The organism is Streptomyces xanthophaeus, from assembly GCF_000725805.1.
GTDB classification, from domain to species: domain Bacteria; phylum Actinomycetota; class Actinomycetes; order Streptomycetales; family Streptomycetaceae; genus Streptomyces; species Streptomyces xanthophaeus.
Map to the genome: position 1 here is coordinate 14,502 of NZ_KL647137.1, position 23,995 is coordinate 38,496.

Annotated in this window: 25 protein-coding genes; 11 read left to right on the top strand and 14 right to left on the bottom strand. The window is 73.7% G+C overall.

What is annotated here, in order from left to right; genetic code table 11:
* Positions 1-53: 53 nt before the first annotated feature.
* A complete protein-coding gene (locus IO30_RS0137985; RefSeq protein WP_031150954.1) occupies positions 54-1,220 on the top strand; it encodes an alanine--tRNA ligase-related protein in 1,167 nt (388 codons plus the stop codon).
* Here IO30_RS0137985 and IO30_RS0137990 read toward each other — a convergent pair.
* The 4 genes from IO30_RS0137990 to IO30_RS0138005 all read right to left on the bottom strand — a co-directional run bounded on the left by IO30_RS0137990 (position 1,211) and on the right by IO30_RS0138005 (position 5,796).
* Positions 1,211-2,086 carry a DUF4328 domain-containing protein gene (locus IO30_RS0137990; protein WP_051902842.1) on the bottom strand — a complete coding sequence of 292 codons (876 nt, stop codon included), beginning with the start codon at positions 2,084-2,086 and terminating at the stop codon, positions 1,211-1,213. The two genes, IO30_RS0137985 and IO30_RS0137990, sit on opposite strands and share 10 nt — an antisense overlap.
* 242 nt (positions 2,087-2,328) lie before the next feature.
* Positions 2,329-4,290: an ABC transporter permease gene (locus tag IO30_RS0137995; RefSeq protein ID WP_031150956.1), complete on the bottom strand. Its 1,962-nt coding sequence runs from the start codon at positions 4,288-4,290 to the stop codon at positions 2,329-2,331.
* 157 nt (positions 4,291-4,447) lie between these two features.
* Positions 4,448-5,269 (bottom strand): molybdate ABC transporter substrate-binding protein, encoded by an 822-nt coding sequence (gene modA, locus IO30_RS0138000; RefSeq protein ID WP_031150957.1) that lies wholly within the window; start codon positions 5,267-5,269, stop codon positions 4,448-4,450.
* A 131-nt stretch (positions 5,270-5,400) separates the two neighbouring features.
* Positions 5,401-5,796 (bottom strand): TOBE domain-containing protein, encoded by a 396-nt coding sequence (locus tag IO30_RS0138005; RefSeq protein WP_031150958.1) that lies wholly within the window; start codon positions 5,794-5,796, stop codon positions 5,401-5,403.
* Positions 5,797-5,930: 134 nt separating this feature from the next.
* Here IO30_RS0138005 and IO30_RS0138010 point away from each other — a divergent pair, with 134 nt between their 5' ends.
* Both IO30_RS0138010 and IO30_RS0138015 read left to right on the top strand, forming a co-directional pair.
* Positions 5,931-6,335 (top strand): RNA-binding S4 domain-containing protein, encoded by a 405-nt coding sequence (locus IO30_RS0138010; protein ID WP_031150960.1) that lies wholly within the window; start codon positions 5,931-5,933, stop codon positions 6,333-6,335.
* Positions 6,336-6,391: 56 nt separating this feature from the next.
* Positions 6,392-7,054, top strand: coding sequence for a GNAT family N-acetyltransferase (locus tag IO30_RS0138015; protein ID WP_308443073.1), 663 nt, complete (start codon positions 6,392-6,394; stop codon positions 7,052-7,054).
* 13 nt (positions 7,055-7,067) lie between these two features.
* Here the strand turns inward: IO30_RS0138015 and IO30_RS0138020 are convergent, their stop codons facing one another.
* Positions 7,068-8,414 (bottom strand): MFS transporter, encoded by a 1,347-nt coding sequence (locus tag IO30_RS0138020; RefSeq protein WP_031150964.1) that lies wholly within the window; start codon positions 8,412-8,414, stop codon positions 7,068-7,070.
* Between the two features lie 96 nt (positions 8,415-8,510).
* Positions 8,511-8,861 carry an ArsR/SmtB family transcription factor gene (locus tag IO30_RS0138025; RefSeq protein WP_031150966.1) on the bottom strand — a complete coding sequence of 117 codons (351 nt, stop codon included), beginning with the start codon at positions 8,859-8,861 and terminating at the stop codon, positions 8,511-8,513.
* A gap of 131 nt (positions 8,862-8,992) precedes the next feature.
* Between IO30_RS0138025 and IO30_RS0138030 the strand changes: the two genes are divergently transcribed.
* The 4 genes from IO30_RS0138030 to IO30_RS46235 all read left to right on the top strand — a co-directional run bounded on the left by IO30_RS0138030 (position 8,993) and on the right by IO30_RS46235 (position 12,193).
* Positions 8,993-9,880, top strand: a complete 888-nt coding sequence (locus IO30_RS0138030) for an ATP-grasp domain-containing protein (RefSeq protein ID WP_031150968.1) — start codon at positions 8,993-8,995, stop codon at positions 9,878-9,880.
* Positions 9,881-9,997: 117 nt separating this feature from the next.
* Positions 9,998-11,266: a serine hydrolase domain-containing protein gene (locus tag IO30_RS0138035; RefSeq protein ID WP_234321631.1), complete on the top strand. Its 1,269-nt coding sequence runs from the start codon at positions 9,998-10,000 to the stop codon at positions 11,264-11,266.
* A 76-nt stretch (positions 11,267-11,342) separates the two neighbouring features.
* On the top strand, positions 11,343-11,978 hold the full coding sequence (locus tag IO30_RS0138040; RefSeq protein ID WP_031150972.1) for an alpha-ketoglutarate-dependent dioxygenase AlkB: 636 nt from the start codon (positions 11,343-11,345) through the stop codon (positions 11,976-11,978).
* A gap of 47 nt (positions 11,979-12,025) precedes the next feature.
* Positions 12,026-12,193: a VOC family protein gene (locus tag IO30_RS46235; RefSeq protein ID WP_167347314.1), complete on the top strand. Its 168-nt coding sequence runs from the start codon at positions 12,026-12,028 to the stop codon at positions 12,191-12,193.
* A gap of 21 nt (positions 12,194-12,214) precedes the next feature.
* Here IO30_RS46235 and IO30_RS0138050 read toward each other — a convergent pair whose 3' ends face one another.
* Both IO30_RS0138050 and IO30_RS0138055 read right to left on the bottom strand, forming a co-directional pair.
* The gene (locus IO30_RS0138050) at positions 12,215-12,508 is read right to left on the bottom strand and encodes a YkvA family protein (protein WP_031150974.1); all 294 of its coding nucleotides are present in this window, start codon (positions 12,506-12,508) and stop codon (positions 12,215-12,217) included.
* 58 nt (positions 12,509-12,566) lie between these two features.
* Positions 12,567-13,031, bottom strand: coding sequence for a MarR family winged helix-turn-helix transcriptional regulator (locus tag IO30_RS0138055; RefSeq protein WP_031150976.1), 465 nt, complete (start codon positions 13,029-13,031; stop codon positions 12,567-12,569).
* Between the two features lie 146 nt (positions 13,032-13,177).
* Here IO30_RS0138055 and IO30_RS0138060 point away from each other — a divergent pair, with 146 nt between their 5' ends.
* Both IO30_RS0138060 and IO30_RS0138065 read left to right on the top strand, forming a co-directional pair.
* Positions 13,178-13,744: a DoxX family protein gene (locus IO30_RS0138060; RefSeq protein WP_031150978.1), complete on the top strand. Its 567-nt coding sequence runs from the start codon at positions 13,178-13,180 to the stop codon at positions 13,742-13,744.
* 107 nt (positions 13,745-13,851) lie between these two features.
* Positions 13,852-15,651: a glycoside hydrolase family 15 protein gene (locus IO30_RS0138065; protein WP_031150980.1), complete on the top strand. Its 1,800-nt coding sequence runs from the start codon at positions 13,852-13,854 to the stop codon at positions 15,649-15,651.
* Between the two features lie 78 nt (positions 15,652-15,729).
* Here IO30_RS0138065 and IO30_RS0138070 read toward each other — a convergent pair whose 3' ends face one another.
* From IO30_RS0138070 to IO30_RS0138090, 5 genes are all read right to left on the bottom strand, one after another.
* The gene (locus IO30_RS0138070) at positions 15,730-16,521 is read right to left on the bottom strand and encodes an ABC transporter ATP-binding protein (RefSeq protein WP_031150982.1); all 792 of its coding nucleotides are present in this window, start codon (positions 16,519-16,521) and stop codon (positions 15,730-15,732) included.
* The gene (locus IO30_RS0138075; RefSeq protein ID WP_031150984.1) at positions 16,508-17,539 is read right to left on the bottom strand and encodes a taurine ABC transporter substrate-binding protein; all 1,032 of its coding nucleotides are present in this window, start codon (positions 17,537-17,539) and stop codon (positions 16,508-16,510) included. The genes IO30_RS0138070 and IO30_RS0138075 overlap by 14 nt, the downstream gene beginning before the upstream one ends.
* A gap of 94 nt (positions 17,540-17,633) precedes the next feature.
* Complete coding sequence (locus IO30_RS0138080) at positions 17,634-18,512, bottom strand: ABC transporter permease (protein WP_031150986.1); 879 nt, start codon at positions 18,510-18,512, stop codon at positions 17,634-17,636.
* Positions 18,509-19,663 (bottom strand): LLM class flavin-dependent oxidoreductase, encoded by a 1,155-nt coding sequence (locus IO30_RS0138085; protein ID WP_051902843.1) that lies wholly within the window; start codon positions 19,661-19,663, stop codon positions 18,509-18,511. The genes IO30_RS0138080 and IO30_RS0138085 overlap by 4 nt, the downstream gene beginning before the upstream one ends.
* A gap of 385 nt (positions 19,664-20,048) precedes the next feature.
* Positions 20,049-20,591 carry a rhodanese-like domain-containing protein gene (locus IO30_RS0138090; protein ID WP_031150990.1) on the bottom strand — a complete coding sequence of 181 codons (543 nt, stop codon included), beginning with the start codon at positions 20,589-20,591 and terminating at the stop codon, positions 20,049-20,051.
* 459 nt (positions 20,592-21,050) lie between these two features.
* Between IO30_RS0138090 and IO30_RS0138095 the strand changes: the two genes are divergently transcribed.
* A complete protein-coding gene (locus IO30_RS0138095; RefSeq protein ID WP_157853460.1) occupies positions 21,051-21,617 on the top strand; it encodes a YcxB family protein in 567 nt (188 codons plus the stop codon).
* Positions 21,618-21,798: 181 nt separating this feature from the next.
* On the opposite strand, the gene IO30_RS0138100 is transcribed toward IO30_RS0138095, so the two are convergent.
* The gene (locus tag IO30_RS0138100; protein ID WP_031150994.1) at positions 21,799-23,205 is read right to left on the bottom strand and encodes an APC family permease; all 1,407 of its coding nucleotides are present in this window, start codon (positions 23,203-23,205) and stop codon (positions 21,799-21,801) included.
* A 373-nt stretch (positions 23,206-23,578) separates the two neighbouring features.
* Here IO30_RS0138100 and IO30_RS0138105 point away from each other — a divergent pair, with 373 nt between their 5' ends.
* On the top strand, positions 23,579-23,971 hold the full coding sequence (locus IO30_RS0138105; protein WP_031150996.1) for a VOC family protein: 393 nt from the start codon (positions 23,579-23,581) through the stop codon (positions 23,969-23,971).
* The last annotated feature ends 24 nt before the right edge of the window (positions 23,972-23,995 follow it).

The window sequence follows — 23,995 nt, forward strand, 5'->3', positions numbered from 1 at the left end:
CTGAACGGGCCGTTCTCCGGTGCCTCCCCCGCTTCACGCGAAGGAGTCATCCCATGCAGACGGAACACCTGGCCAGGACGTTCGTCGAGTACTTCGAGGAGCGCGGCCACCGCCGGATCCCCGGCTCGACGCTGCTGCCGCCGCCCGGCGACCCCGTGCTCTTCACCACCTCCGGCATGCACCCGCTCACGCCCCACCTCCAGGGCCGCCCCCATCCGCTGGGCAGGCGGCTGGTCAACGTACAGCGCTGTCTGCGCACCACGGACCTGGAGGAGGTCGGCGACGCCACGCACCTCACGGTCTTCGAGATGCTCGGCACCTGGTCGCTGGGCGACTACGAAGGCCCGCTCAGCCTCGACTGGGCCTACGGGCTGCTCACCGAGGGGCTCGGCATCGATCCCGGCCTGCTGCACGCCACCGCCTACGCCGGCGACGGCCGGACCGGTCCGGACACCGCTTCCCTTCGGGTCTGGGAGGACCACGGCGTCCCCGTCGAACTCACCGTGGAGGACAACTGGTGGTCCAACGGGCCCGTCGGACCGTGCGGTCCCGACTCGGAGGTGTTCCTGTGGAGCGGTGACGGCCCGCCCGAGTCGACACCCACGCGCGACGACCGCTGGGTGGAGGTGTGGAACCACGTGACGATGAGCCACCGCCGGCTCGACGACGGCTCCCTCGTGCCCCTTCCCCAGCGCAACGTCGACACCGGACTCGGCCTTGAGCGGCTGGCCTCACTGCTCCAGGGCGAGCCGTCCGTCTTCGACTGCGACGTCTTCGACCCCTGGCGCCGTCTCGTACCGGCCCTGTGGCCCCTGGAGGAAAGGCCGTTGCGCCTGGTCTGCGACCACCTGCGCTCGGCCGTCGTGGTGCTCGGTGACGGCGTCCGGCCGGCCAGTACCGGACGCGGCTACGTGCTGCGCCGCCTGGTGCGACGGGTGCTCACCGTGCTGTGGCGGGACGACCCCTCGCGCGGCCTCGGGGACCTGCCGGACGAACTGTTCCGGCACACCCTGGACCACTTCCGGCAGGACATGAGCCCGGCCGGCGTGCTCCAGGTGCTGATCGAGGAGGAACGCCGGTTCCGCAGGCTCCTGGAGCGCGGCCGGCAGGTGCTCGCCCGGCCGCGCTTCCGGGGCCCGCTGACCGAGGAGGACTTCCACCACCTCCACGACACCCACGGTCTGCCGCGCGAGCTGGTCACGACCCTGCGTCAGGAGTGAGGAAGGACGGGGCGCCCGGACGGGACCGGGGCCGGGCCTGCGGCCGCGGCGTACGGTCCCTGTGCGGCCCTGGTGTTCTGCAGGGCCGTCAGCTTGCGCACGAAGACCACGGCGAACACGGCCGCGACGATCGTGGCCAGGTCGGAGACGATCCCGAAGGCGTAGGCGTTCAGCACCTCCTCGGTGCTCTTCGACGTCAGGTACAGCCTGCCGGCGATCCGGTCGAGGATCGCCGAAGCCACCCACACCAGCCACCACGTCGTGACCGGAGCGGCCGAGAGGGTGCGGTGGGAGCCGTCGGGACCCAACGGGGTGCTGGCCCACCAGGTCTGCTTCGCCGTGCGGTAGGGCAGGACGAAGTTCGCCAGGGGGATGAACCAGCCGCCGATGGCCCAGCCGCGGCTCTGCGTGAAGATGTCGGGGCGGAATATATCCCCGTTGCAGCGCACGCGGTGGAACCAGATGATGAAGACGACCGCGGTGGCGAGCAGGGACATGACCTGCACCGCGCCGATGAGGCCGTTGAGCATGTCCACCGAGGCGAGCGCGCTGTCCGGTTCCGACCAGGGATCCTCACTGAGGTCCTGCAGCGCCGAGTAGCTGTACGCACTGCCGGCGACCGAGACGAGGTTGACGACGGCCCCGACGGACAGCAGGACGGTCGCCGCGGCCGCCAGGCCCTGGGGTGAGCGCAGGATGCCGCGGGGCTGCGGCGGGCCGGGCTGCGGCGCTGCGGTCCAGTCCGGCCGTCCCGGCAGCACCGGCTGCCCGGGCGAGGGCGCGTACGGCCCCGGCTGGACGGCGTCCGGCCCGGGGCCGGGGTGCTGGGGCGGCGGGGCGGCTGGGCCGGGGTGGTCGAAGGACATGACGAAGTTCCCCCCACGGGACGTGTGACCTGCACTTGAGGCCCGCTGGTACGCGCGGGCCCGGCCGAACATATGCCAGTCAGGTGGCCGAATCCAAGCAGTTCTCCGAGCGGCCGCGGCCGGCTGAACGCACGGTCGCGAGCGGGCCGACGTCCCTGCGACCGCGGCCCGTGCCCGATCCCGCCCGGGTGGTGCCCCTCCGTCCGCCCGCCCTTCGGGCGGCCGACGCTCCCAGAGACGACCTAGAGACGGACGAGGGTGACCTCGGTGGCCTTCACGCTGGTCCACACCTCGGCGCCGTCGACGATGCCCAGTTCGGCGGCGGCCTCCGGGGTGATCTCCGCGACGAGGTCGGGGGCCCGGCCGGAGGCGACCAGGACGCGCAGCCTGCTGCCGACCGCGGTGATCTCCCGCACGGTGCCCGGCCACACGTTGCGCGGGCTGCCGCCCGGGCGCGTGCGGTGGAGGGACACCGCCTCCGGGGCGATGATCGCGAGCGCCTCGGCCCCCTCGGGCAGGGCCTCGGCGACCACCAGGCGGCCCCCTTCCGCGAGGGCGAGGCCGTCGGCCGATGCGGTGCCCGGCCAGGCGTTGCGTCCCAGCATCCGGGCCACCCACGGTGAGCGGGGATGGCGGGTCACCTCGGCGGGCGGCGCGTCCTGCAGGGTGCGCCCGTCGGCGAGTACGAGGACCCGGTCGGCCAGCGACACCGCCTCGACGGGATCGTGGGTGACGATGAGGCAGACCCCGCCGAAGTCGGCCAGGTGCGTGCGCAGGGTGTGCCGGACGCGTGCCCGGGTGGTCTGGTCGAGGGCGGCGAGAGGTTCATCGAGCAGGAGCAGCCGGGGGCGGGCGGCCAGGGCCCGGGCCAGGGCCACGCGCTGGGCCTGGCCGCCGGACAGCTGGGCGGGCTTGCGGTGGGCGAGGTGACCGACGCCGAGCCGGTCCAGCCATGCGCGGGCCTCGCGACGGGCCTCGGCGCGCGGCACCCGGCGGGCGCGCAGCCCGTACGCGGTGTTGGCCTCGGCGGTCAGGTGCGGGAACAGGGCCCCGTCCTGGGGGACCCAGGCGACCTGGCGCCGGTGCGGGGGCAGCGCGGTGACCTCGGTGTCGCCGAGCCGCAGTTCGGCGTGGGCGCGCGGGGTCAGGCCGAGCAGGGCGCGCAGCAGGGTGGTCTTGCCCGCGCCGTTCTCGCCGACGACGGCGATGGTGGTGCCCGGTTCGGCGTCGAGGGTGAGCTCGTTGAAGCCGGTGACGGTGGCGTGCAGGGGCCAGGAGCCGCCGTCGGTCACGGAGGCCGGGGCCGGGGCGGCATCCGTGACCGCGCTCGCCGCGGCAGCGGAGACGTCCGGGTCGGGGTCGGGCGCGAGCCCGTCCGAGGGGGCCGGGCCCCGGTCCTCGCGGGTCGCCGGGGTGCCCGTCCAGCGGCCGCGCAGGGCGATGAGCACACCCATGGCGATCGCGAGGAGCAGCAGGGAGACGGAGGTGGCGGCTTCGGGCTGGTCCTGGAGCAGCAGGTACACCTGGAGCGGCAGGGTCTGGGTGGTGCCGGGGAGGTTGCCGGCGAAGGTGATGGTCGCGCCGAACTCGCCGAGTGCGCGGGCCCAGGTGAGCGCGGCGCCGGCGATCAGCCCCGGGGCCACCATGGGCAGGGTGACGGTGAAGAAGACCCGTACCGGGGAGGCACCGAGCGAGGCCGCCGTCTCCTCGTAGCTCTGCTTGAGGCCGCCCAGGGCGCCCTCCAGGCTGATGACGAGGAACGGCATGGCGACGAAGGTGGCCGCGACGACGGCGCCCGAGGTGTGGAAGGGCAGGGTGATCCCGAAGGTGCCCTCCAGCCAGGGCCCGAGCAGCCCGCGCCGCCCGAAGCCGAGCAGCAGGGCCACACCACCCACGGTCGGCGGCAGCACCATCGGGAGCAGCACGAGCGAGCGGACCAGTGCCTTGCCCCGGAACTCGACGCGGGCCAGCAGCCAGGCGAGCGGGACGCCGAGGAGGAGGGAGAGGCCGAGGGCCCACAGGGACACCAGCAGCGAGAGCCGCAGGGCCTCGACCACGCCGGGGCTGGTCAGGTGGGTGCCGAGCTCGCTCCACTGGGTGCGGACGAGGATGCCGATCAGCGGCAGCAGCAGGAACGCGACGGCGAGCAGCGCGGGCAGTGCCAGGGTCAGGGGAGGCCGGGTGCGGGTGCGGTGTCTGCTCATGAGGAGTTCCTGGCGGGGGAGGTGACGGCGGCGGTGGCAGCGTACGGCGGTCGGTGGCCGGGGACGGCGGCCGACCCGGCCCGGAGCCGATTGCCGTGCGGAAAAGCCGAGGGGGGGGCTGCCCGTCCCCCCGGACCGGGCAGCCCCCCTCGGGACCTCAGGCCTGCTGGAAGCCCGCGTCCTGGAGGATCTTCTGCGCCTCCGGGGTGCTCAGCCAGGCCACGAACGCGGCGGCGGCGTCGGCGTTCTTGGACTGCTTCAGCGTGGCGGCCGGGTAGGAGGCCACGGCGTTCTGCTCGTCCGGGATCTCGACGGGGACGACCTTGTCGCCGGACTTGGCGGAGTCGGTCTTGTAGACGAGACCGGCGTCGGCCTCGCCCAGCTCGACCTTGCTCAGCACGGCGCGGACGTTGGGCTCCTGGGAGACGGGCTTCACGGTGACGCCTTGCTTGTCCAGGATCTCCTTGCTGTACCGGCCGACGGGGACCTCGGGCGCGGCGAGCACGACCTTGATCTTGGTGTCGGCGAGGTCCTTCAGCTCGTCGATCTTGAAGGGGTTGCCCTTGGCGGTTGCGATGACCAGCCGGTTCTTGGCGATGACCTCGGGGTCACCGGTCTCGGTCTTGAGGCCGTCCATCGTCTTGGTGTCGGCGGTGACCAGAGCGTCGGCCGGGGCGCCCTGCTTGACCTGTGCGGCGAGCTCCTGCGAACCGGCGAAGGAGAAGGTGATCTTCGTGCCCGGGTGGGCCTTCTCGTACGCGGCCCCGGCGGTCTTGAAGACGTCGGTGAGGGAAGACGCGGCGAGGACGGTCAGGTTCGCGGCCTTGGCCTCGGCGGGGGCCGGGTTCGAGGCGCTCGCGGAGGCGTCCGCGGCGGGCTTCTCGTCGGCCTTGCCGCCGCACGCGGTCAGCGGCAGGAGCAGGGCCGTGGTCAGGGCGGCGGCAGCGGCGGTACGGCGGCGGTTCAGGATCGCGGACATGAGCGGAGTGCTCCTCGGTCGGGTCGGCGGCCGGTCGGGTGCCGGTTCCGCGTGGTGGTGACCCGCGCCGGTGACGGGCGGAGCGGGTGGGGACGTTCGGTGGTGCTGAGCGGGTGGCGCGGGGACCGGCCTCAGGCGCGGTCGATGTGCACGCTGGTGGACTTCACGCGGGCGACGGCCTGCATGCCGACCTCCAGCCCGAGCTCCTCGACGGCCTCACGGGTGAGCAGGGAGACCAGCCGGTGGGGACCCGCCTGGATCTCGACCTGAGCGGCCACGTCGCCGAGCGTGACGGCCGTGACGATGCCGGGGAAGGCGTTGCGCGCCGAGGTGTACGGTTCGCCGTCCTCGCTGTGGGCGCCCTGGCCCACCTCGATGGAGAACGCGGCCAGATCGCGGCCGTTGATCAGGCGACGGCCGGCCTCGTCGCGATGGGTCACGACCCGGCCGGCGTCGGCCCAGCGGCGCGCGGTGTCCGGGCTGACGCCCAGCAGGCGGGCCGCCTGTCCGATGGTGTAGGACTGCATGTGCCACAAGGTAGGGGTAGGTATCCCGCATTTGCAATTCTCTTGGGATGATCTGCATGGCAGGTGCGAACCGTGTTGTCGCATCCGCCAAAAGTCGTTCCGCTCCTGCCTGTCCCCCTCGCTAGAGTCAGGGCATGGCTGATGAGGTATCGGGAACGGGTGCGGCGACGGACGGCGGTACGGTCCGGGTGGACGCGTGGCTCTGGTCCGTGCGCCTGACGAAGACCCGTTCGACCGCGGCGACCGCCTGCCGGGCGGGCCATGTGAAGGTCAACGGTGAACGCGCCAAACCGGCGCAGGCCGTGCGCGCGGGCGACGAGGTGAGGCTCTTCCATGCGGGGCGCGAGCGGATCGTGGTGGTCCGGCGGCCCGTGTCCAAGCGCGTGGGCGCCCCGGTCGCCGCGGAGTGCCTGATCGACAAGAGCCCGCCGCCCCCGACCCCGGTCGAGGCCGCCGTGGTCGGCATCCGCGACCGCGGTGCGGGCCGCCCGACCAAGCGCGAACGCCGGGAGATCCAGAACCTCCGCGGCGGCCGCTGATCCCGCCGTTGCGCAATGCGGTGGCCGCCGGCCGAGGGCGGCCGTAGCATCCGCCCGTGAAATCGAACGATACGGACAACGGGTGCACGGTCGCGGTCGCCGACGTGGTCACCGAAGCGGACACGGGCCCGGACACGGACACGGACCCGGACTCTGCGACGGTCAGGGTGCCGTGCTGGCGTGGCAGGACGGTGACCTTCGCGGCGCTCGATGCCGACAGCGACGCCGAGTTGATGCACGGCTGGCGGTCCGACCCGGTCGCCGCGCACGAGATCGGCTTCTGGCCGCGTTCGCTCCCCGCGCTGCGGGAGCGGCTGGAGCGGGACCGGGACGACCACGACCGGGACGACTTCCTGGTCCTGCTGCCCGACGGCACGCCGATCGGCCATATCGCGCTCACGGACCAGGACATGGTCGACGGGACCGCCGAAGTCCAGCTGATGATGGACCCGCAGTACCGGGGGCAGAGCCACGGCACCGACGCGGTCGACGCGTTGACCGACCTCGCCTTCGGTGAACTGCCCATGCAGCGCCTCCAGGCGGTCACCCACACCACCAACGTCCCCGCGCTCGCCGTCCTCGCCAGGGCGGGCTTCGTCCGGGAAGGGACGCGGCGTTCCGCCTGTCTGCACCGCGGACGGCGCCACGACGTGGCCGTCCTGTCCTTGCTCCGCCGTGAGTGGGAGGTCCTCGCGCGCCCGAGGTCCTGGGACGCGTGACCGGGCGTGGCCCTCACCTCGGCCAGTGCCGGTGGTGCCGGTCGATGACGTAGTGGTGGCCGTGCCGCCAGCCGGCCGCCGCCGCGCGGGCGTCCACGAGGTGGGGGTGCCCCTGCGGCAGGTCCGGGTGGACGTGTTCCAGGTGGGACGGGTCCCGGGCGGGCCAGAGCGCGGCGGCGGCCGTGGCGGCGGCCAGGGCGATGACGCCGAGGACGGCGGCGGTCACCGGCAGGCCCGCGCCCGAGGCCAGCCACCCGGCCAGGGGGTACGTCAGCAGCCAGCAGCAGTGGGAGAGGGAGAACCGGGCGGCGAACGCCGCGGGCAGGTCCGCGTCGCCGGACGAGCGCCGCACCACGCTGCCGCCGGGGGTCAGCACGGCGGAGCAGGCGGCGCCGATCGCTGCCCAGGCGGCCAGCGCCGCGGGCCAGGACCAGGGCCGGGATCCGGGGGCGGCAGCGGTGAGCGCGGCGACGCAGGCCAGGACGAGCGGCAGGGCGAAGGCGGCGGGCAGCATCACCGCGCGCTCGGAGAACCGGCCCAGCAGGCGCGGCAGGCACAGGGCGGTCAGCACGGACCCCGCGCCGTACGCGCCCAGCGCGAGGGAGACGGCGCCGGCGGACCGCCCGTAGTGCTCGCGGACCAGGACGACCGTGGTGACGAGGACGAGCGCACCGGCGGCGGCGACCGCGAGGTCGAGCGCGAGGAGGGCCCGTAGCCGCGGGGTGGCCAGGAACAGCCGGGCGCCCGCGGCGGCCCCGGTGCGCAAGCGGTCGGTGTGCGCGGGCGGGGCGGGCCGGGGGAGGGCGGCCGACAGGACGAGCACCGCGGAGGCCGCGAAGCCCACGGTCGTACCGGCGAACAGCCACCGGTAGGAGACCAGGGCCAGCAGGGCCGCGGCGAGGGCCGGGCTGAACAGGCTCTCCAGGTCGTAGGCGAGGCGGCTCAGCGACAGGGCCCGCGTGTAGTCGCGTTCGTCGGGCAGGATCTCGGGGACGGTCGCCTGGAAGGCCGGTGTGAAGGCGGCCGACGCCGCCTGGAGCAGGAAGATCAGGACGTAGACCTGCCCCACCCGGTCGACGAACGGCAGGGCCAGCGCGACCGCCGCACGGACGAGGTCCGCGGTCACCAGCAGGGCGCGGCGGGGCACCCGGTCCGCCACGGCGGCGATCACCGGGGCGAGCGCGACGTAAGCGGTCATCTTGATCGCCAGCGCGGTACCGAGGACCGCGGCGGCACCGGAGCCCGCGAGGTCGTGGGCGAGCAGGCTCAGGGCGACCGTGGCCAGTCCGGTGCCCACCAGGGCGACGACCTGGGCCGTGAACAGCCTGCGGTAGGCGGTGTTGCGCAGCACGGACAGCATGGACCCGGCCCCGTCCTGGTCGGGGGAGTGCGGGGACCGCTCCATCGTACTCAACATGTGCGTACCTGAGCACGCTTTTGCGCAGCCCCCGCCGGCTCAGTCGTGGGGCGGGAGCGAGCCGAGCTGGTGGTCCGCGACGTTCAGCGCCTCGTCCACCAGCCGCCTCAGGTGTCCATGGCCCAGGGAGTAGACGACGCGGCGCCCGTCCTTGCGGGTGGTGACCAGCCCCGCCAGCCGGAGCTTCGCAAGGTGCTGGCTGACGGAAGGGCGGGCCGCGCCGCAGGCCTCGGTGAGCGTGGTGACATCGGCCTCGCCGCGCCCGAGCCGCTCCATCAGCGCCAGGCGCGTCCGGTCCGCCAGCAGGGCCAGCACCGAAGCGGCGGCCTCCAGCCGGTCGCCCCGCTCCTGCACATCCTGTGCACCTGCCCGGTGCGCGCCCGATCCCATGGGGCACAGCCTAGGTCCACAGGTGCATCCGTGCGTTCCCTTGCACGGGACCCCTCGCGGATGCCCCGGCCGCTCGCCCCGGCCGCCCCGCCGTCTACCGTGGGCCCCCGGACGCAGGGAGGGAGAAGCGCATGGGCGCTGTCAGGATCGCGGTCGTGACGAGCAAGGCCGGTCTCGACCGGGACGCCGACCTCCCGCTCGTCGTGGACGCACTGCGCGCCGACGGGTGGGAGACCCGCGCCGTGGCATGGGACGCCGAGCCCGAGCCGTGGGACGGCTTCGGTCTCGCGGTCATCAGGTCGACCTGGGACTACGCGGAACGCCTCGACGACTTCCTGGCCTGGGCCTCTGCGGCGGCCCGCGCCACCCGGCTGCTCAACCCCGAGCCCGTGGTGCGCTGGAACAGCGACAAGCGCTACCTGCTCGACCTGGCGGAGCGTCATGTCTGCGTGGTGCCCACGCAGTTCATCGTCCCGGGCGGGAACTACCGCGAGGCGGACTTCGATCTGCCCGAAGGCGTGGTGGTCAAACCGGCGGTTTCCGCGGGTTCCCTGGACACCGCGCGCTACGAGCCGGGCCACCACGCGGACGCGGTGCGCCACGCCCGGATGCTGCTGGACCAGGGCCGCACGGTGATGGTCCAGCCGTACCAGCGGCTCGTCGAAGAGGGGGAGCGCGCCCTGGTCTTCTTCGCCGGAGTGTTCAGCCACGCGATCCGGAAGGGGCCCGTGCTGACCGAGCCCGGCGTCATCGACAACCTCCGCGCGCCGCACCCCGGGGTCGTCCCGTACGCCCCGACCGCCGCGGAACTCCGTACCGCCCAGGACGCCCTCGCAGCGGTCCCGGCCGCGCAGGCCCCGCTGTTCGCCCGGGTCGACCTGACGCTCGCCGAGAGCAGGGAACCGGTGGTCATGGAGCTGGAGCTCATCGAGCCGAACCTGTTCCTGGACGGCAACCCGCAGGCGCTGGCGCGCTTCGTCGGGGCCGTGGCCGCGCAGGCCCGCGCCGTCACCCCCTGACGCAGGTCCCGGGCCGGGCGGCTCCTTCGCCGCGCGGCGGGGGAATCCGCGTGCTTAGTCTGTTCGTGTCGTCCCGTCCTCGCCTTGATCCTCGTACGACAGGTCAGGAGGCGTGCTGTGAGGAATGCGCACATCCAGGTGCCCGGCCGCTGGCGCAGGGCCTGCGCCGCGGCCGTCGCCGCCGGCCTGCTGGCCGCGCCCGCCCTTGCGGCGTCCGCTTCCGCCGCGCCGGTGGCCACGGCCGCCGTCCCGGCCGCCGCCCCCTCCCCGGACGGCGAGGGGGAGTTCGCCGAGCTGACCCCGGCCGTCGCGGCGCGGCTGGACGCCGCCGTCCAGAAGACCCTGCGCGAGGCCCGGGTGCCGGGCGTGGTCGTGGGCCTGTGGGCGCCCGGCAAGGGCAGCTACGTCAGGACCTTCGGCGTCGCCGACAAGATCACGCGCGCTCCGATGCAGACCGATTTCCACACGAGGATCGGCAGCGAGACCAAGACGTTCACGGTCACGGCCCTCCTGCGGCTGGTCGACCAGGGCAAGGTCGCCCTCGACGACCCCATCGGCAAGTACATCAGCGGCGTCCCCAACGGGGAGCGCATCACCCTGCGTCAGCTCGCCGGGATGCGGAGCGGGCTGTTCAACTACAGCGAGGACCCGGAGTTCGGCAAGTTGCTCTTCGCCGACCCCGACCGGCGGTTCACGCCCCAGCAGTTGCTCGACTTCTCCTTCAAGCACCCGGTGCAGTTCGCGCCGGGGGCGGAGTTCGAGTACTCCAACACCAACCTGATCCTGCTCGGCCTCCTGCTGGAGAAGGTCACCGGCCGGCCGGTCCAGGACGTCATCCGGGAGCAGGTGCTGGAGCCGGCCGGGCTGCGGCGGACGCTCTTCCCCACCGACGCGTACTTCCCCGACCCGCACGCGCAGGGCTACACGCAGCAGACGGCCTCCGGCAAGATCGAGGACGCCACCGACTGGGACCCGTCCTGGGCCTGGGCCGCGGGTGCGATGATCTCCGACCTCCAGGACCTGCGCAGCTGGGCGCGGACCCTCGCGACCGGCAAGCTGCTGACGCCCGCGACCCAGGCGCAGCGGCTGAAGACCACCTCGGTCGGCATCCCGGGTGCGGGGTACGGGCTGGGCATCTTCGACGTCCAGGGCTGGATCGGCCACAACGGCTCGCTGCCCGGGTACGAATCCCTGACCGTCTACCTGCCCGAGGCCCAGGCGACCATGGTCGTCCTGCTGAACACCGACGTGACGCACGAAGGCCAGGAGCCCAGCACCCTCTTCGGCGAGGCGATCACCAGCATCGTGACCCCCGACCACGTCTATCCCGGCCACAAGCCGGTCCAGCCGAAGGCCGAGCAGGGGCAGCCGACGACGACGCGCTGACCGGTCCTGCCTCGGCCCGGCCCGTCACAGCGCTCGGATTCGCGCAGATGTTCGAGTCCGGGGTTACGCTGGATCCATGCACGCGCTCCACGGCCTCCAGGCCTCCCTCTTCGACCAGGGCGACGAGATCCGGCCCGGCCCGCTCGCCGGCCTGCGGCGCACCGAGCTCGGGGACGGGGCCTGGGTGGACCGGCTGCCCGGCTGGCTCCTCGGCGCCGACGCGCTGTTCGAACGGCTCGCCGCCGACGTCCCCTGGCGCGCCGAACGCAGGCAGATGTACGAGCGCGAGGTGGACGTCCCGCGCCTGCTCGCCTTCTACGGCGAGGGCGAGGAGCTCCCGCACCCCTCCCTCGTCGAGGCGCGCGAGGCACTGAGCCGCCACTACGCCGCCGAACTCGGCGAACCCTTCGTCACCGCCGGTCTCTGCCTCTACCGCGACGGCCGCGACAGCGTGGCCTGGCACGGGGACCGCACCGGCCGGTCCTCCACCGAGGACACCATGGTCGCGATCCTCTCGGTCGGCGACCCGCGCGACCTCGCCTTCCGCCCCCGCGCGGGCGGCCCCACCCTGCTGCGCCTGCCCCTGGGGCACGGGGACCTCGTCGTCATGGGCGGCTCCTGCCAGCGGACCATGGAGCACGCCGTACCGAAGTCGGCGCGGGCGGCCGGCCCGCGGATCAGCGTGCAGTTCCGTCCGCGCGGAGTGCTCTGAGGCGTCCGAGGTTGCGGCCCCGGCGGGGCGCGTCCAGGCTGGAGCGCATGGACCTGGGTGCCTTCTCCGTGAGCCTGGCCGTGCGCGACATCAAGGCCTCGCGGGCCTTCTACGAGAAGCTCGGATTCACCCCGCTCGGCGCGGGCTCGGGCCCCGGGAGCTTCCTCGTGCTCGACCCCGACGGGAACCCGGTCCTCGTCGACCAGCACCGTTGACCTGCCGGGGCGGTACGGCCCCTACAGGGCGCCCGGCTCCTTCGAGGGCCGGACCGCCGCAGCGGCCGCGTGCAGCGACTTCAGCGCCAGCAGCAGCACGCCGATGTCGTCCAGGTACACCGGGTCCGGGATCAGGTCCACCGGCGAGACCGTGTAGATCACCGCGGCCCAGAAGAGCGCCTTGTCCCGCAGCGGGATGCCCGAGTCGAGCAGCAGCCGCCGCGCCTTGAAGACCCGTACGAGCAGCACGGCGGCGGCGACCGCCAGGGCGGCCGCCGCGAGCACGGCCAGCGTGAGCCAGACCTTTCCGTCCATGGCGGCCGTATACCCCGATTCCAGTCTCCGGTACCGCCGGCGCGGCGGTCGTGCGCTTTCAGTGTCCCTGTTCGCGCAGGCGGCGGCTGACCTCGCCCAGCCCGGCCGCGATCGCGTCGAGCTGCTCGGGGGTCAGGACGTCCACCAGGACCTCCCGGACCGTCGCCACGTGCCCGGGCGCGGCCTCGGCCAGCCGGGCGCTGCCCGCGTCGGTGAGGACGGCGAAGACCCCGCGCACGTCGGAGGGGCAGCTGCGGCGGCGGACCAGCCCGGCCTTCTCCATCTGCGTGACCTGGTAGGTCAGCCCGCTCTTGGAGTTGATCAGCCCGTTGGCGAGTTCGGTCATGCGCAGTTCGCGCCCCGGGGCCGCGGCCAGGCGCACGAGGATCTCGTACTGCGGGTGCGAGAGGCCGGAGTCGTCCTTGAGCTGCTGGTCGAGGCGGCGGTTCACAAGCGCCGACGCGGCCAGGAAGCCGCTCCAGGCCCGCATCTCGCGGTCGTCCAGCCATCTCGTCTCAGCCATGGCCCCAGCCTACACGGGTTGTTCCAATTTGAATCAATGGCTAGGGTCGGCATCGGCGGTTCGAATTTGAACGACCTCTGTGACGGCCGACAGCCGCACCGACAGCCCTGCCGACCACGGGCCGCCCCACCGGAAGGATTCCCCCCATGACCAGCCCCTCCGTCACCCCGACGAAGCCGCAGGCCGCCGCTCAGGCCGTACCCTCCCGCGCGTCCGCCGTCCTTCCCGCCGGCCACGACGCCGGCCTGCTGCTCCTGCGCCTCGTCCTCGGCCTGACCATGGCCGCCCACGGCTCCCAGAAGCTCTTCGGCTGGTTCGGCGGCGGCGGCATCAGCGAAACCGGCCAGTTCTTCACCGCCAGCGGCTACCCCGCGGGCGACGCCATGGCCGTCCTCGCCGGGCTGACCGAGACCCTGGGCGGCCTCGCCCTCGCCCTCGGCCTGCTCACCCCGCTCGCCGCCGCGGCCCTCGTCGGCACCCTCGTCAACGCGATCGCCGTCCACGGCGCCGGGTCCTTCTTCGCACCCGAGGGCATCGAGTACGAACTGCTCCTGACCGCGGGGGCCGCCGTCCTCGCCCTCACCGGCCCCGGCCGGTACGCCGCCGACCGCTTCCTGCCGCCCGTGCTGCGCGGTGACCGCCCGGCCCACGGCGCCCTCGCCGTGCTCCTCGGCCTGGTCCTGGGAGGCGTCCTCCTCCTCGTCAGGAACTAGGAGCTGGTGCTGCGGCCGGAAAGCTCCACCGGCCGAGCACTAGCGCGCACGAGGGTGCCCGGGGCCCGCGCTGATTGGCCCCGGGTATTCGGGGGAAGAGCGCACAAATGACACAACCCATCGAAGACTACGCACTCATCGGCGACCTGATGACCAGCGGACTCGTCGGCCGTGACGGGTCCATCGACTGGCTGTGCCTGCCGCGCTTCGACTCGGGGGCATGCTTCGCCAAGCTCCTCGGCGAAGAGGAGAACGGCCACTGGCGCATCGCACCCCTCGGCGCCGCCGACGGTGAACAGTGCACCCGCCGGTCCTACATCGACGGCTCGCTGGTCCTGGAATCCTTCTGGGAGACCGACACCGGCACCGTCAAGGTCACCGACTTCATGCCGCAGCGCGACGTCGCCCCCGACGTCATCCGCATCGTCGAAGGCATCAGCGGCAGGGTCAGGATGCGCAGCACCCTGCGCCTGCGCTTCGACTACGGCCACGTCGTGCCCTGGGTCCGCCGCAGCGAGGACGACCGGGTCGCCGTCGCCGGACCCGACTCCGCCTGGTTCCGCAGCGAACCGCCCGTCCGCACCTGGGGCGAGGCCAACAGCACCCGCTCCCAGTTCCCGATCGCCGCCGGACAGAAGGTGGCCTTCGTCCTCACCTGGCACCCCTCGCACGAGCCCCGCCCCGAGCCCATCGACCCGTACCAAGCCCTGGAGCAGACCCTCGCCGACTGGGGGGAGTGGACCGCCCAGTGCTGCTACGACGGCCCCTACCGGGAAGCGGTCACCCGCTCCCTGATCACCCTCAAGGCCCTCACGTACGCCCCGACCGGCGGGATCGTCGCCGCGGCCACCACCTCCCTTCCCGAGGAGCTCGGCGGGGTCCGCAACTGGGACTACCGCTACTGCTGGCTGCGCGACTCCACCCTCACCCTCGGCTCCCTCGTGGCCACCGGCTTCCTCGACGAGGCCCGCGCCTGGCGGGCCTGGCTGCTGCGCGCCGTCGCCGGTGACCCGGCCGACCTCCAGATCATGTACGGCATCGCCGGTGAGCGGCGGATCCCCGAGGCCGAGCTGCCCTGGCTGCGCGGCTACGCCTCCTCCGCCCCCGTCCGGGTCGGCAACGCCGCCGTCGACCAGCTCCAGCTGGACGTGTACGGCGAGGTCCTGGACTCCCTGCACGTGGCCAGGTCCGCCGGGCTCGCCTCCGAACGCCACTCCTGGCAGATCCAGCTCGCCCTCCTCGACTTCCTGGAGCAGAACTGGCGCCGCCCCGACGAGGGCCTGTGGGAGGTGCGCGGCCCGCGCCGCCACTTCGTGCACTCCAAGGTCATGGCCTGGGTGGCGGCCGACCGGGCCGTGCAGGCCCTCGAACGCGACCCCTCCATCCCCGGCGACGTGGCCCGCTGGCGGGTCATGCGCGACGAGGTGCACCAGGACGTGTGCGAGAAGGGCTTCGACCCGGAGCGCAACACCTTCACCCAGTACTACGGCTCCCGCGAGCTGGACGCCGCGACCCTGCTGATCCCCCGCGTCGGCTTCCTGCCGCCGGACGACCCCCGCGTCATCGGGACGGTCGACGCCGTACGCGAGGAGCTCGGCCGCAGCGGGCTGGTCCGCCGCTACACCACCGAAGGCCCCTCGGTCGACGGACTGCCCGGCGACGAAGGAGCCTTCCTGGCCTGCTCGTTCTGGCTGGCCGACGCCCTGCACCTGACCGGCCGGGGCAAGGAGGCGCGGGACCTCTTCGAGCGCCTGCTGGCCGTGCGCAACGACGTGGGCCTGCTCGCCGAGGAGTACGACCCCATCGCCGGGCGCCAGCTCGGCAACTTCCCCCAGGCGTTCAGCCACGTCGGCCTGGTGAACACCGCCCTCACCCTGAGCCAGGGCGAGGCGGCCGACCGCCCGTAGGGCCGTGCCGGTGGGCCCCGACCGCCGACCCCCGGCCCCCGGACCGCCGACCCCTGCCCGGCAGGCCCCCGCCCGCCCCTACGGCTGCCGCACCGCCTCGGTCAGGCGGCCCCGGAGGCGGGCGAACTCGGCCGAGGAGCGCAGCCCCGGGACGTCCGTGTCCGGACCCCGGCCGAGCCCGACCGGCAGCTGCGCCACCACCCGGCCCGGACCCGCCGCCATCACCAGGACCCGGGAACCCAGCAGCACCGCCTCCTCCGCCGAGTGCGTCACGAACAGCACCGTCGTGCCGAGCCGCCCGGCCAGGGTGCGGACCTCCTCCTGGAGCCGCTCCCGTGTCAGCGCGTCGAGCGCCGCGAAGGGCTCGTCCATCAGCAGCAGTTCCGGCTCTCCGGCCAGCGCCCGGGCGAGCGCGACCCGCTGCTGCTGGCCGCCCGACAGCTCCCAGGTGCGCCGGCCCGCCGTGCCCGCCAGCCCCACCTGCTCCAGGAGCTCCGCGATCCGCCCGGCCCGCTCGGCGCGCGGCACCCCGTGGCGGGCCAGCGCGAAGCCGAGGTTCCCGCCCACCGTGCGCCACGGGAACAGGCGCGGCTGCTGGAACACCACCCCCGTGCCGCCGCCCGGCCGCGGGGCCGAGCCCCGCACCAGCGCGGTGCCCGAGGAGGGCCGCTCGAAGCCCGCGACCACCCGCAGCAGGCTGGTCTTGCCGCAGCCCGACGGCCCGACCAGGACCACGAACTCGCCTGCGCGGATCCGTAGGTCCACGCCCTCCAGGGCGGTGACCGGCTGCCGGGCCGACCCGTACCGGACGGCGACCCCGGCCAGGTCCACGACCGCAACGGGCCTGCCCTCCACGTCAGTTCGCGGCACGGGCCAGCTCCTCCACCGCGAGCGCCCGCCCGAACGCCGCCTCGTCCGGCACCGCGTCGACCGCCTTCTGCCCCTTCAGGAACACCGCCGCGTCGTGCAGGTTCGCGGCCAGCTTCCCGGGCGCCCCGGGCGTGCCCAGGTACTCGGGCCCCGTCTGCTCCTTCGCGCTCAGCAGCACCAGCTCCGACAGCTGCCGCTTCGCCTCCTCCACCGGCAGCCCGAGCTCGGCGCCGATGGACTTCGCCGCCTGGTCGGGAGCCGTGCGCGCCTGGGCGACGGCCTGGTCCTGCGCCTTGATCCAGGCGGTGACCACCTCGGGGTGCTTCGCGGCGAACGCGTCGGTCACCACTCCCAGGTCGGCGGTCGGCTTGCCCTGCTGGGCGAGCTGCCGGCTGCTGATGAGCACCTTGCCGTCCTTGGTCAGCTCGCTCAGCGTCGGCGTCCACACGTACGCCGCGTCGATGTCCCCCCGCTTCCACGCGGCGAGCGCGTCCTGCGGCTGGAGGTCGATGATCTGCACGGCGGAGGGCTCGACCCCGGCCGCGGCGAGGGCGGCGAGCAGGGAGTAGTGGGCGGTCGACCCGAACGGGGTGGCCACCTTCTTCCCGGCCAGCTCCTGCACCGAGCCGATCCCGGACCTGGCCACGAGGGCCTCGTTGTCGCCGATGAGGTCGTGGATCCACACCACCTTGTACGGGATGTTCAGCGGCGCGGAAAGCCCCTTGGTCACCGGGCTCGAACCCGCCAGGCCCAGGTCCACCGCCCCGGCGACCACGGCCGTGTTGACGTCGCCGCCGGACTCGAACTTGACCCATTTGACGTCGACTTCGGGCAGCGCCCGTTCCAGGAGCTGCTGGTTCTTCACGACCAGATCGGCATTGGGTATGGCCTGGTACGCGATCCGTACGGTGGTCCGGCCGCCCGTGGCGCCGCCGTCCCCGCACGCGGCGGTGGTGGAGGCGGTCAGCGCGACCGCGGCGACGAGCAGGACGGTACGGCGGGAGAGGAATGCGGGCATGGCTGCGCTCCGGTGTGAGGTTCAGGGAGGGAACGGGGGAGTGGAACGGGGGAACGGACAGGGAGGGGCGGGCTCGGCCCGGGCCGCAGGGGGCTCAGGCCCGGCCGCGCCAGGGCACGGAGACCCGCTCGACGAGCCGCAGCAGGGCGTCCAGCACGATCCCGGACAGGCCGATGGCCAGGATTCCGGTGATCACCAACGCCGTCTGGTTGTAGCGCTGCGCGTCGCGGATCATTCCGCCGATGCCCGGCACGCCGTTGATGGTCTCCGCCGCCACGACGGAGGTGTACGCGACACCGACGGCGATCCGGACACCGGTGAGGATCTCGGGCAGCGCCGACGGCAGCCGCACGGACAGCAGCAGGGCCACGGGACCCGAACCCAGCGCACGCGCCGCTTCGACGAGCTGGTCCGGGACCGTGCGCACGGCCGCCGCCGTGGCCGCGGCGATCGGCGGCAGCGCCGCGATCACCAGCAGCCAGATCTTCGGGGCCTCGTCGATGCCGAACCAGATGACGAGCAGCGAGAGGTACGCCAGCGGCGGCAGGGTCCGCAGGAAGGTCACGGCCGGCTCCAGTACGACAGCCAGCGGCCGGACCGTGCCGATCAGCAGGCCCAGCGGGACCCCGGCGAGCACCGCGTACCCGGAGCCGGTACCGATCCGCCCCAGGCTCACCCCCAGGTGCTCCACCAGCAGGTGCCCGCCGACGCCCCGCACCCCGTCGTGCACCGTGGACGCCAGCACGAACTGCCGCCACACCTCCCCGGGGGAGGGCACCAGCACCCGGGGCCACACGCCCGCGGACACCACCGCCTGCCAGGACGCGAGGAGCACCGCCAGGGCCACGATCCGCAGCGCACCCCAGCGCAGGGCCTCGCGCAGCCGCCGGTGGCGTGCGTCCGCCTCCTTGCCGGGCAGGGGCGCGGCCTGCGCATGCAGGTCCGGACCGGCCCCGGTCGTCAGCGTCGTCATGCCCCGGCCGCCGAACCCGCTGCCGAACCAGCCGCCGACGCCGACGCCGACGCGGTCAGTGCGCGCAGCCGCGGGGCCACTTCCTCGCCCACCCGGTACGCCTCCTCCAGGTGCGGGTAACCGGACAGGACGAACTCGTCGATGCCCAGCGCCCGGTACTCGGCCAGCCGCGCGGCCACCTCGTCGTGCGAGCCGACCAGCGCCGTCCCGGCGCCCTCGCGGACCAGGCCGATGCCCGCCCACAGGTTCGGCGCCACCGTCAGCCGGGCGGCGTCCGCGACCCCGCCGTGCAGGGCCGTCATCCGGGCCTGGCCGGTGGAGTCCATCGCGGCGAACCGCTCCTGGCTGGCCCGTACGGCCTCCGGGTCCAGCCCGGCCAGGATGCGGTCCGCCTCCGCCCAGGCCTCGGCAGCGCTGTCCCGGCTGATGACGTGCAGCCGCAGGCCGAACCGGACGGTGCGCCCGGCCGCCCGGGCCCGCTCGCGCAGCCGGGCCAGGCGCTCGGCGACGGCGGACGGCGGCTCGCCCCACAGCAGTTGTACGTCGGCCTGCCGGGCGGCGACCTCCTCCGCGGCCGACGAGGCGCCGCCGAAGTAGAGCGGCACCGGATGCCGCAGCTCGGGATCGGTCAGCCGGGCCCCCTCGATCCGCAGGTGCGCACCTTCGTGGTCCACCTGCTTGCCGTCCAGCAGGGCCCGGAGCACCGCCATCACCTCGTCGGTGCGGGCGTAGCGGGCATCGTGCTCCAACTGGTCCCCGTAGGCGCGCTGCTCGGCCGGATCGCCGCCCGTGACCACGTTCAGGGCGATCCGTCCGCCCGCGAACCGGCGGAAGGCGTCGGCCTGTTGGGCGATCAGTGTCGGGCTGGCGAAACCGGCGCGGAAGGCCACGAGGAAGCCGATGCGCGTGGTGTGCTGCGCCAGGGCGGCGGTCAGGATCCACGGGTCCACGCAGCCGAGGCCCACCGGCGTGAGCAGCGAGTGGAAGCCGGCATGCTCGGCGGCCCGGGCCACCTGGGCCAGGTACGGGATGTCGGCGGGCCGCCGCGTGGCGGCGCCGGTGCGGCCCTGGACGGCGGTGACGCCGCCGGGGTCGCGGCCGTCCCCGCCGGTGGGCAGGAACCAGTGGAGCAGGAGCGGGTTTTCCGGCATGGAGGACCTCGTCGGAGCAGCGCCGCGCCGCGCGCCGGGGCCGCGGAAGGAGGCGGTGGCACGTGTACACGGGCAGGAAGGAAGGCGGAATCCGGCGCGGGAAGAGCGCGCGGGGACAGCGCGGGGCAGGGGTGGGGAGAGGCGCGCGCGACGGGGCGCGCGGGCGGCGTCCGTACGGTGTCAGACGCGGCGGATCAGCAGATCAACAGCCGCGGGTACGGGAGGAGTCGGCCCGACAGAGCATGGTCGAGACACGCAGCAGATCCACGTGACGACGCGATACGAGTACGGGGGCCATGGCCGCATCCTGTCGGTGTCGGGCGGGCGGGGACAAGCGGAGTCCGGATGCTGGATGCAACCGTCTCGGATTCCGGTACCAGAGGGGTCAGCGGCGCCGGTTGAACGGCAGCAGGCCGAGGACCAGGGCCATGCCGCAGGTGTCGGTGAGCGCCGAGAACACGAACCCGGCGCCGATGCCCGCGGCGAGCAGCTGGAACGCCGGGTGCACCAGCAGGCCGAGGGTGAGCCCGATGAGGACCAACGAGCCCGCGGTGAGCCGGACCTGGCGTTCCATGGCCCAGACCGACCGGCGGCCCTCCGCGGGGTAGTCGAGCCCGTACCCGCGGGCCGACCAGGAGCTGGTGCCGCCGGTCAGACTGGTGGCGGTGACGCCGTGCGAGGCGAGGGTGCGGGCCGCACGCTGCGACCGGGCACCCGAGGCGCACACCAGCAGCAGCGTCCTGTCCTCAGCGGACTGTCGTAGTTCGGGCAGGGACTGCGCGATCCGGTCCAGGGGGACGTTCACCGCGCCGGGGAGGTGCCCGGAGGCGTATTCGCCGGGGGTGCGGACGTCGACGACGGTGAAGTCCTCGGGGCGGTCGTGGACCTGGCCGGCGTCGAGCACGGCGGGGGTGGAGGGATTGCTCATGGCGGACGGACTCCTTGTGGAGAGGTGCGGGGAGCGCGCGAGCGAGGTACGTGCCCGCGGGGGAGGACGCCGGGAAGGGGGGACCCCGGGGGCCGGATGCAGGCCCGGTGCGGGCCGGAGCGTGTGCCCGGAGACCGTCCGGCGTACGAAGGTGTACGGCAGCGGGAGCCCGCGGGAGGGCGGGGACACGGAATCCGGAGAAGGGCAGGCGTCAGCGACGACAACAGGAGCGCGACAGGAGGCGCTGGGTGACGGCCATGCCGCGGATCATAGGCCGGACGGCGCGATCAGGCCAGCAGCCCGGCCGCCGGCGTACGGGCGAGGCTCGGGCGGACGCGTGGCCGTCCGCCGGGCATCGGGCCCAACGCCGCGCCGGCCGGGCGGTGTTCGCCCCGGCGGCCGTCTGCCCCGGCCTCGCGGTTCGGTAGGATCCGCAGGTCTTCATACCGGGGAGGGACGATGGCCGAGGGCCGCAGCGCCGAAGGTGTCGCCGACGGGGCCGGAACCTCTGACGGCGTCGTGAGCGAGCAGACCACGGTCGAGCTGGTGTACCGGCCCCGGTCCGCCGACGCACTGGCAGGCCTGAGGGTCCGCGAGCGGATCAAGAAGACCGGGCTCCTGCTGCGGGGCGCGTTCCTCGCCCTGTGGGTGGGGCACTTGGTGCTCTCCGCCGTGGGCCGCGGGAGCATCGACGCGGTCTCGACGGTTCTGTTCCTGTTCGTCGCCCTTCTGGTGTGGGCGTACCCGCGACTACAGGCCGCCCAGGTGCAGCGGATCACCGAATGGCAGGGCGATTACCGTGCCACCGTCTCCGCGGCCGGGATCACCTGCCGCAGCGACCACAGCACGCTGGTCCAGAAGTGGTCCGTCTTCCAGGGCTACCGGGAGACGGCGGACCACTTCGTCCTGCTCAGCCGGGACCCCAACATCATGTGCCTCGATGTCCTGCCCAAGCGGGGCGTGCAGGGCGCCGGGGGCCCCGACCGGCTACGGGCCCTCCTGGAGCGGCATACCCCTCGCGTGTGACGGGGGCGAGCCGTGCCGGGCGCGGGGCCGACGGGATTCGAACCCGTGGGACCGGCGGGCAGGTCCGCCCCTCCGGCCGCTACCCGACAGCGCCGGGAACCTCCGGCGCCGTCGGTTGCGATCGGCCACTCCGCCACGGACCCCGCACCCTGCGGGACCGCGCGGTCCCGGTACCGGGACCCTACGCGACGCCGTCCTGGCCGTCCTCCGGAATACTGACCAGCCAGCGCGTCCCGTGCCGCGGCCGTAGGTACAACGCCCAGTACAGGGTGGCGACGGCGGTGATCCCGCCCGTCCACAGCAGGTACTGGACCTCCTGCTGGGTCAGGACGTACGCGAGTACGGCGATCAGTACGACCGGGACGGCGGGCCACAGCGGCATCCGCCAGGCGGCCGCCTCCTTGTGAGCCCCGCGCCTGCTGTACAGCGAGGCCACCGCCACCAGCAGGTACATGCCGGTCACGGAGACGCCGGTGACCCCGTACAGGGTGTCGAGGTTGACGAAGCACAGTGCCGCGCCCGGGACGCCGACGACCAGGGTCGCCACCCAAGGGGAGCCGAAACGGCCGAGCTTGGCGAGCGCGTGGTTGACCGGCTCGGGCCAGGCCTTGTCGCGGGCGGAGGCGAACAGCACCCGGGAGTTCTGGATGACCATGACGATGCCCGCATTGACGATGGCGAGGGCCACGCACAGGCTGACGAAGGTGCCGACGGCCGAATTGGACCAGGCGGTCACCATCGCGCCCAGGTCACCGGAGGCCAGGGCGTCCAGGTCGGGGGAGCCCATCGTGATGGCGATGACCGGGACCAGGATGATCGCGGCGGACAGGGCGAGGGTGGTGAGGACGGTGCGGGCGACGTTGCGCCGAGGGTCCTCCAGCTCCTCCGAGAGGTAGACGGCGGTCGAGAACCCCTGGGTGACGAACAGGGCGATGGCCAGTCCGGAGACGACCATCATCGCGGTGACGGCGGAGGTGCCGCCGCCCTCGGCCGCGACCGTGCCGTGCACCAGCGCACCGGCGCCCCGCTCGCTGTGCGCGAAGCCGAGCACGGCCACGAGCGCCGCGGCGACCACTTCGAGCACCAGGAAGACGCCGGTGATCCAGGCGTTGGCCCGCAGGTCGAGGAGCCCGGCGAGGGTGGCGAGCAGCATCACGCCGGCGCCCGCGACCGGCGCCGGGATCTCGACCACCGGGGCGAGGTAGTCGGCCGTACCCATGGCGATCACCGGCGGCACGACCATGACGACCAGCAGGGACAGGACGAAGACCAGCCACCCGGCGAGGCGGCCGGCCAGGGTCGAGACCATGGCGTACTCGCCGCCCGCACTCGGTATCAGGGTGCCGAGTTCCGAGTAGCAGAACGCGACGCCGATGCAGAGCAGCGAACCGATCGCGATGGTGAGGGCGGTCCAGGTGCCCAGGCTCGCGAACAGGTCGGGCACGACCACGAAGAGGGTCGAGGCGGGCGTCACGCACGAGAGCGTGAGCAGGGTCCCGCCGACGACGCCGATGGAACGCTTGAGCTTTTGCGGGACGGGCCCGGTGGCGGGGGAGGCTGCCTGGGAGGCGCTGAGCGTGTCGGTCATCGGTGCGGGGTTCCGATCGGCAGGTGCGGTGTGCGAGCGCGGGAGCCCTATCGCCTCCGGGGCGGTGGTGAGCACGTGGTCCGTGGCTCCCGGGCCGACATGCAATCGCCGCGCGATCCGCCGGTCAAGAGCCGTACATGTACGGAATCCGTCGTCAGGACGGCTTCCACCAGGCCCCGTTCGCGTCGTCACCGCCTCCGGTCTGCGCGGCAGCCGGGTGCGGGAACCGTAGCCGCACCCCGGCAAATTTCCTTCCGCTTTGCCGAGCCGGAGCCCGGCCGAAGCCCGCCGAAGCCGGGCCGATGCACCGGCGGCGCACGGCCGGGCGCCGCCGGCCGGCGTAGGGACGGCGGCGCCGGGTAAGCGCGGCGACATGACTGTCGCGAAGACGAGCGTTCTCGTACTGGACTGCGCCGAGCCGGAATCACTGGCACTCTTCTACGCCGGCCTGCTCGGCGCCGACGTGCGGGCCGGGGAGGGCGCCGACATGGTGGAGGTCGTCGGCGGAGCCGGCGTCCACCTCGCCGTCCGCCGTGACCACGGCTACGCGCCGCCGAGCTGGCCCCGTCCGGAGGACTCCCAGCAGGCACACCTGAGGATCCTGGTCGCCCCCGACGACCTGGACGAGGTCGAGCGGGAAGCCGTCTCCCTCGGCGCCCTCCCGGTGTCGGCCGACGCGGAGGAAGGCCCGCGCGAGGCCCGGCTCTTCAGCGACCCCGCCGGGCACACCTTCACCCTCGCGGCCTCCACGGTGCTGCAACGGTGACCGGCCCGCCCGGTCCGTGGCGGC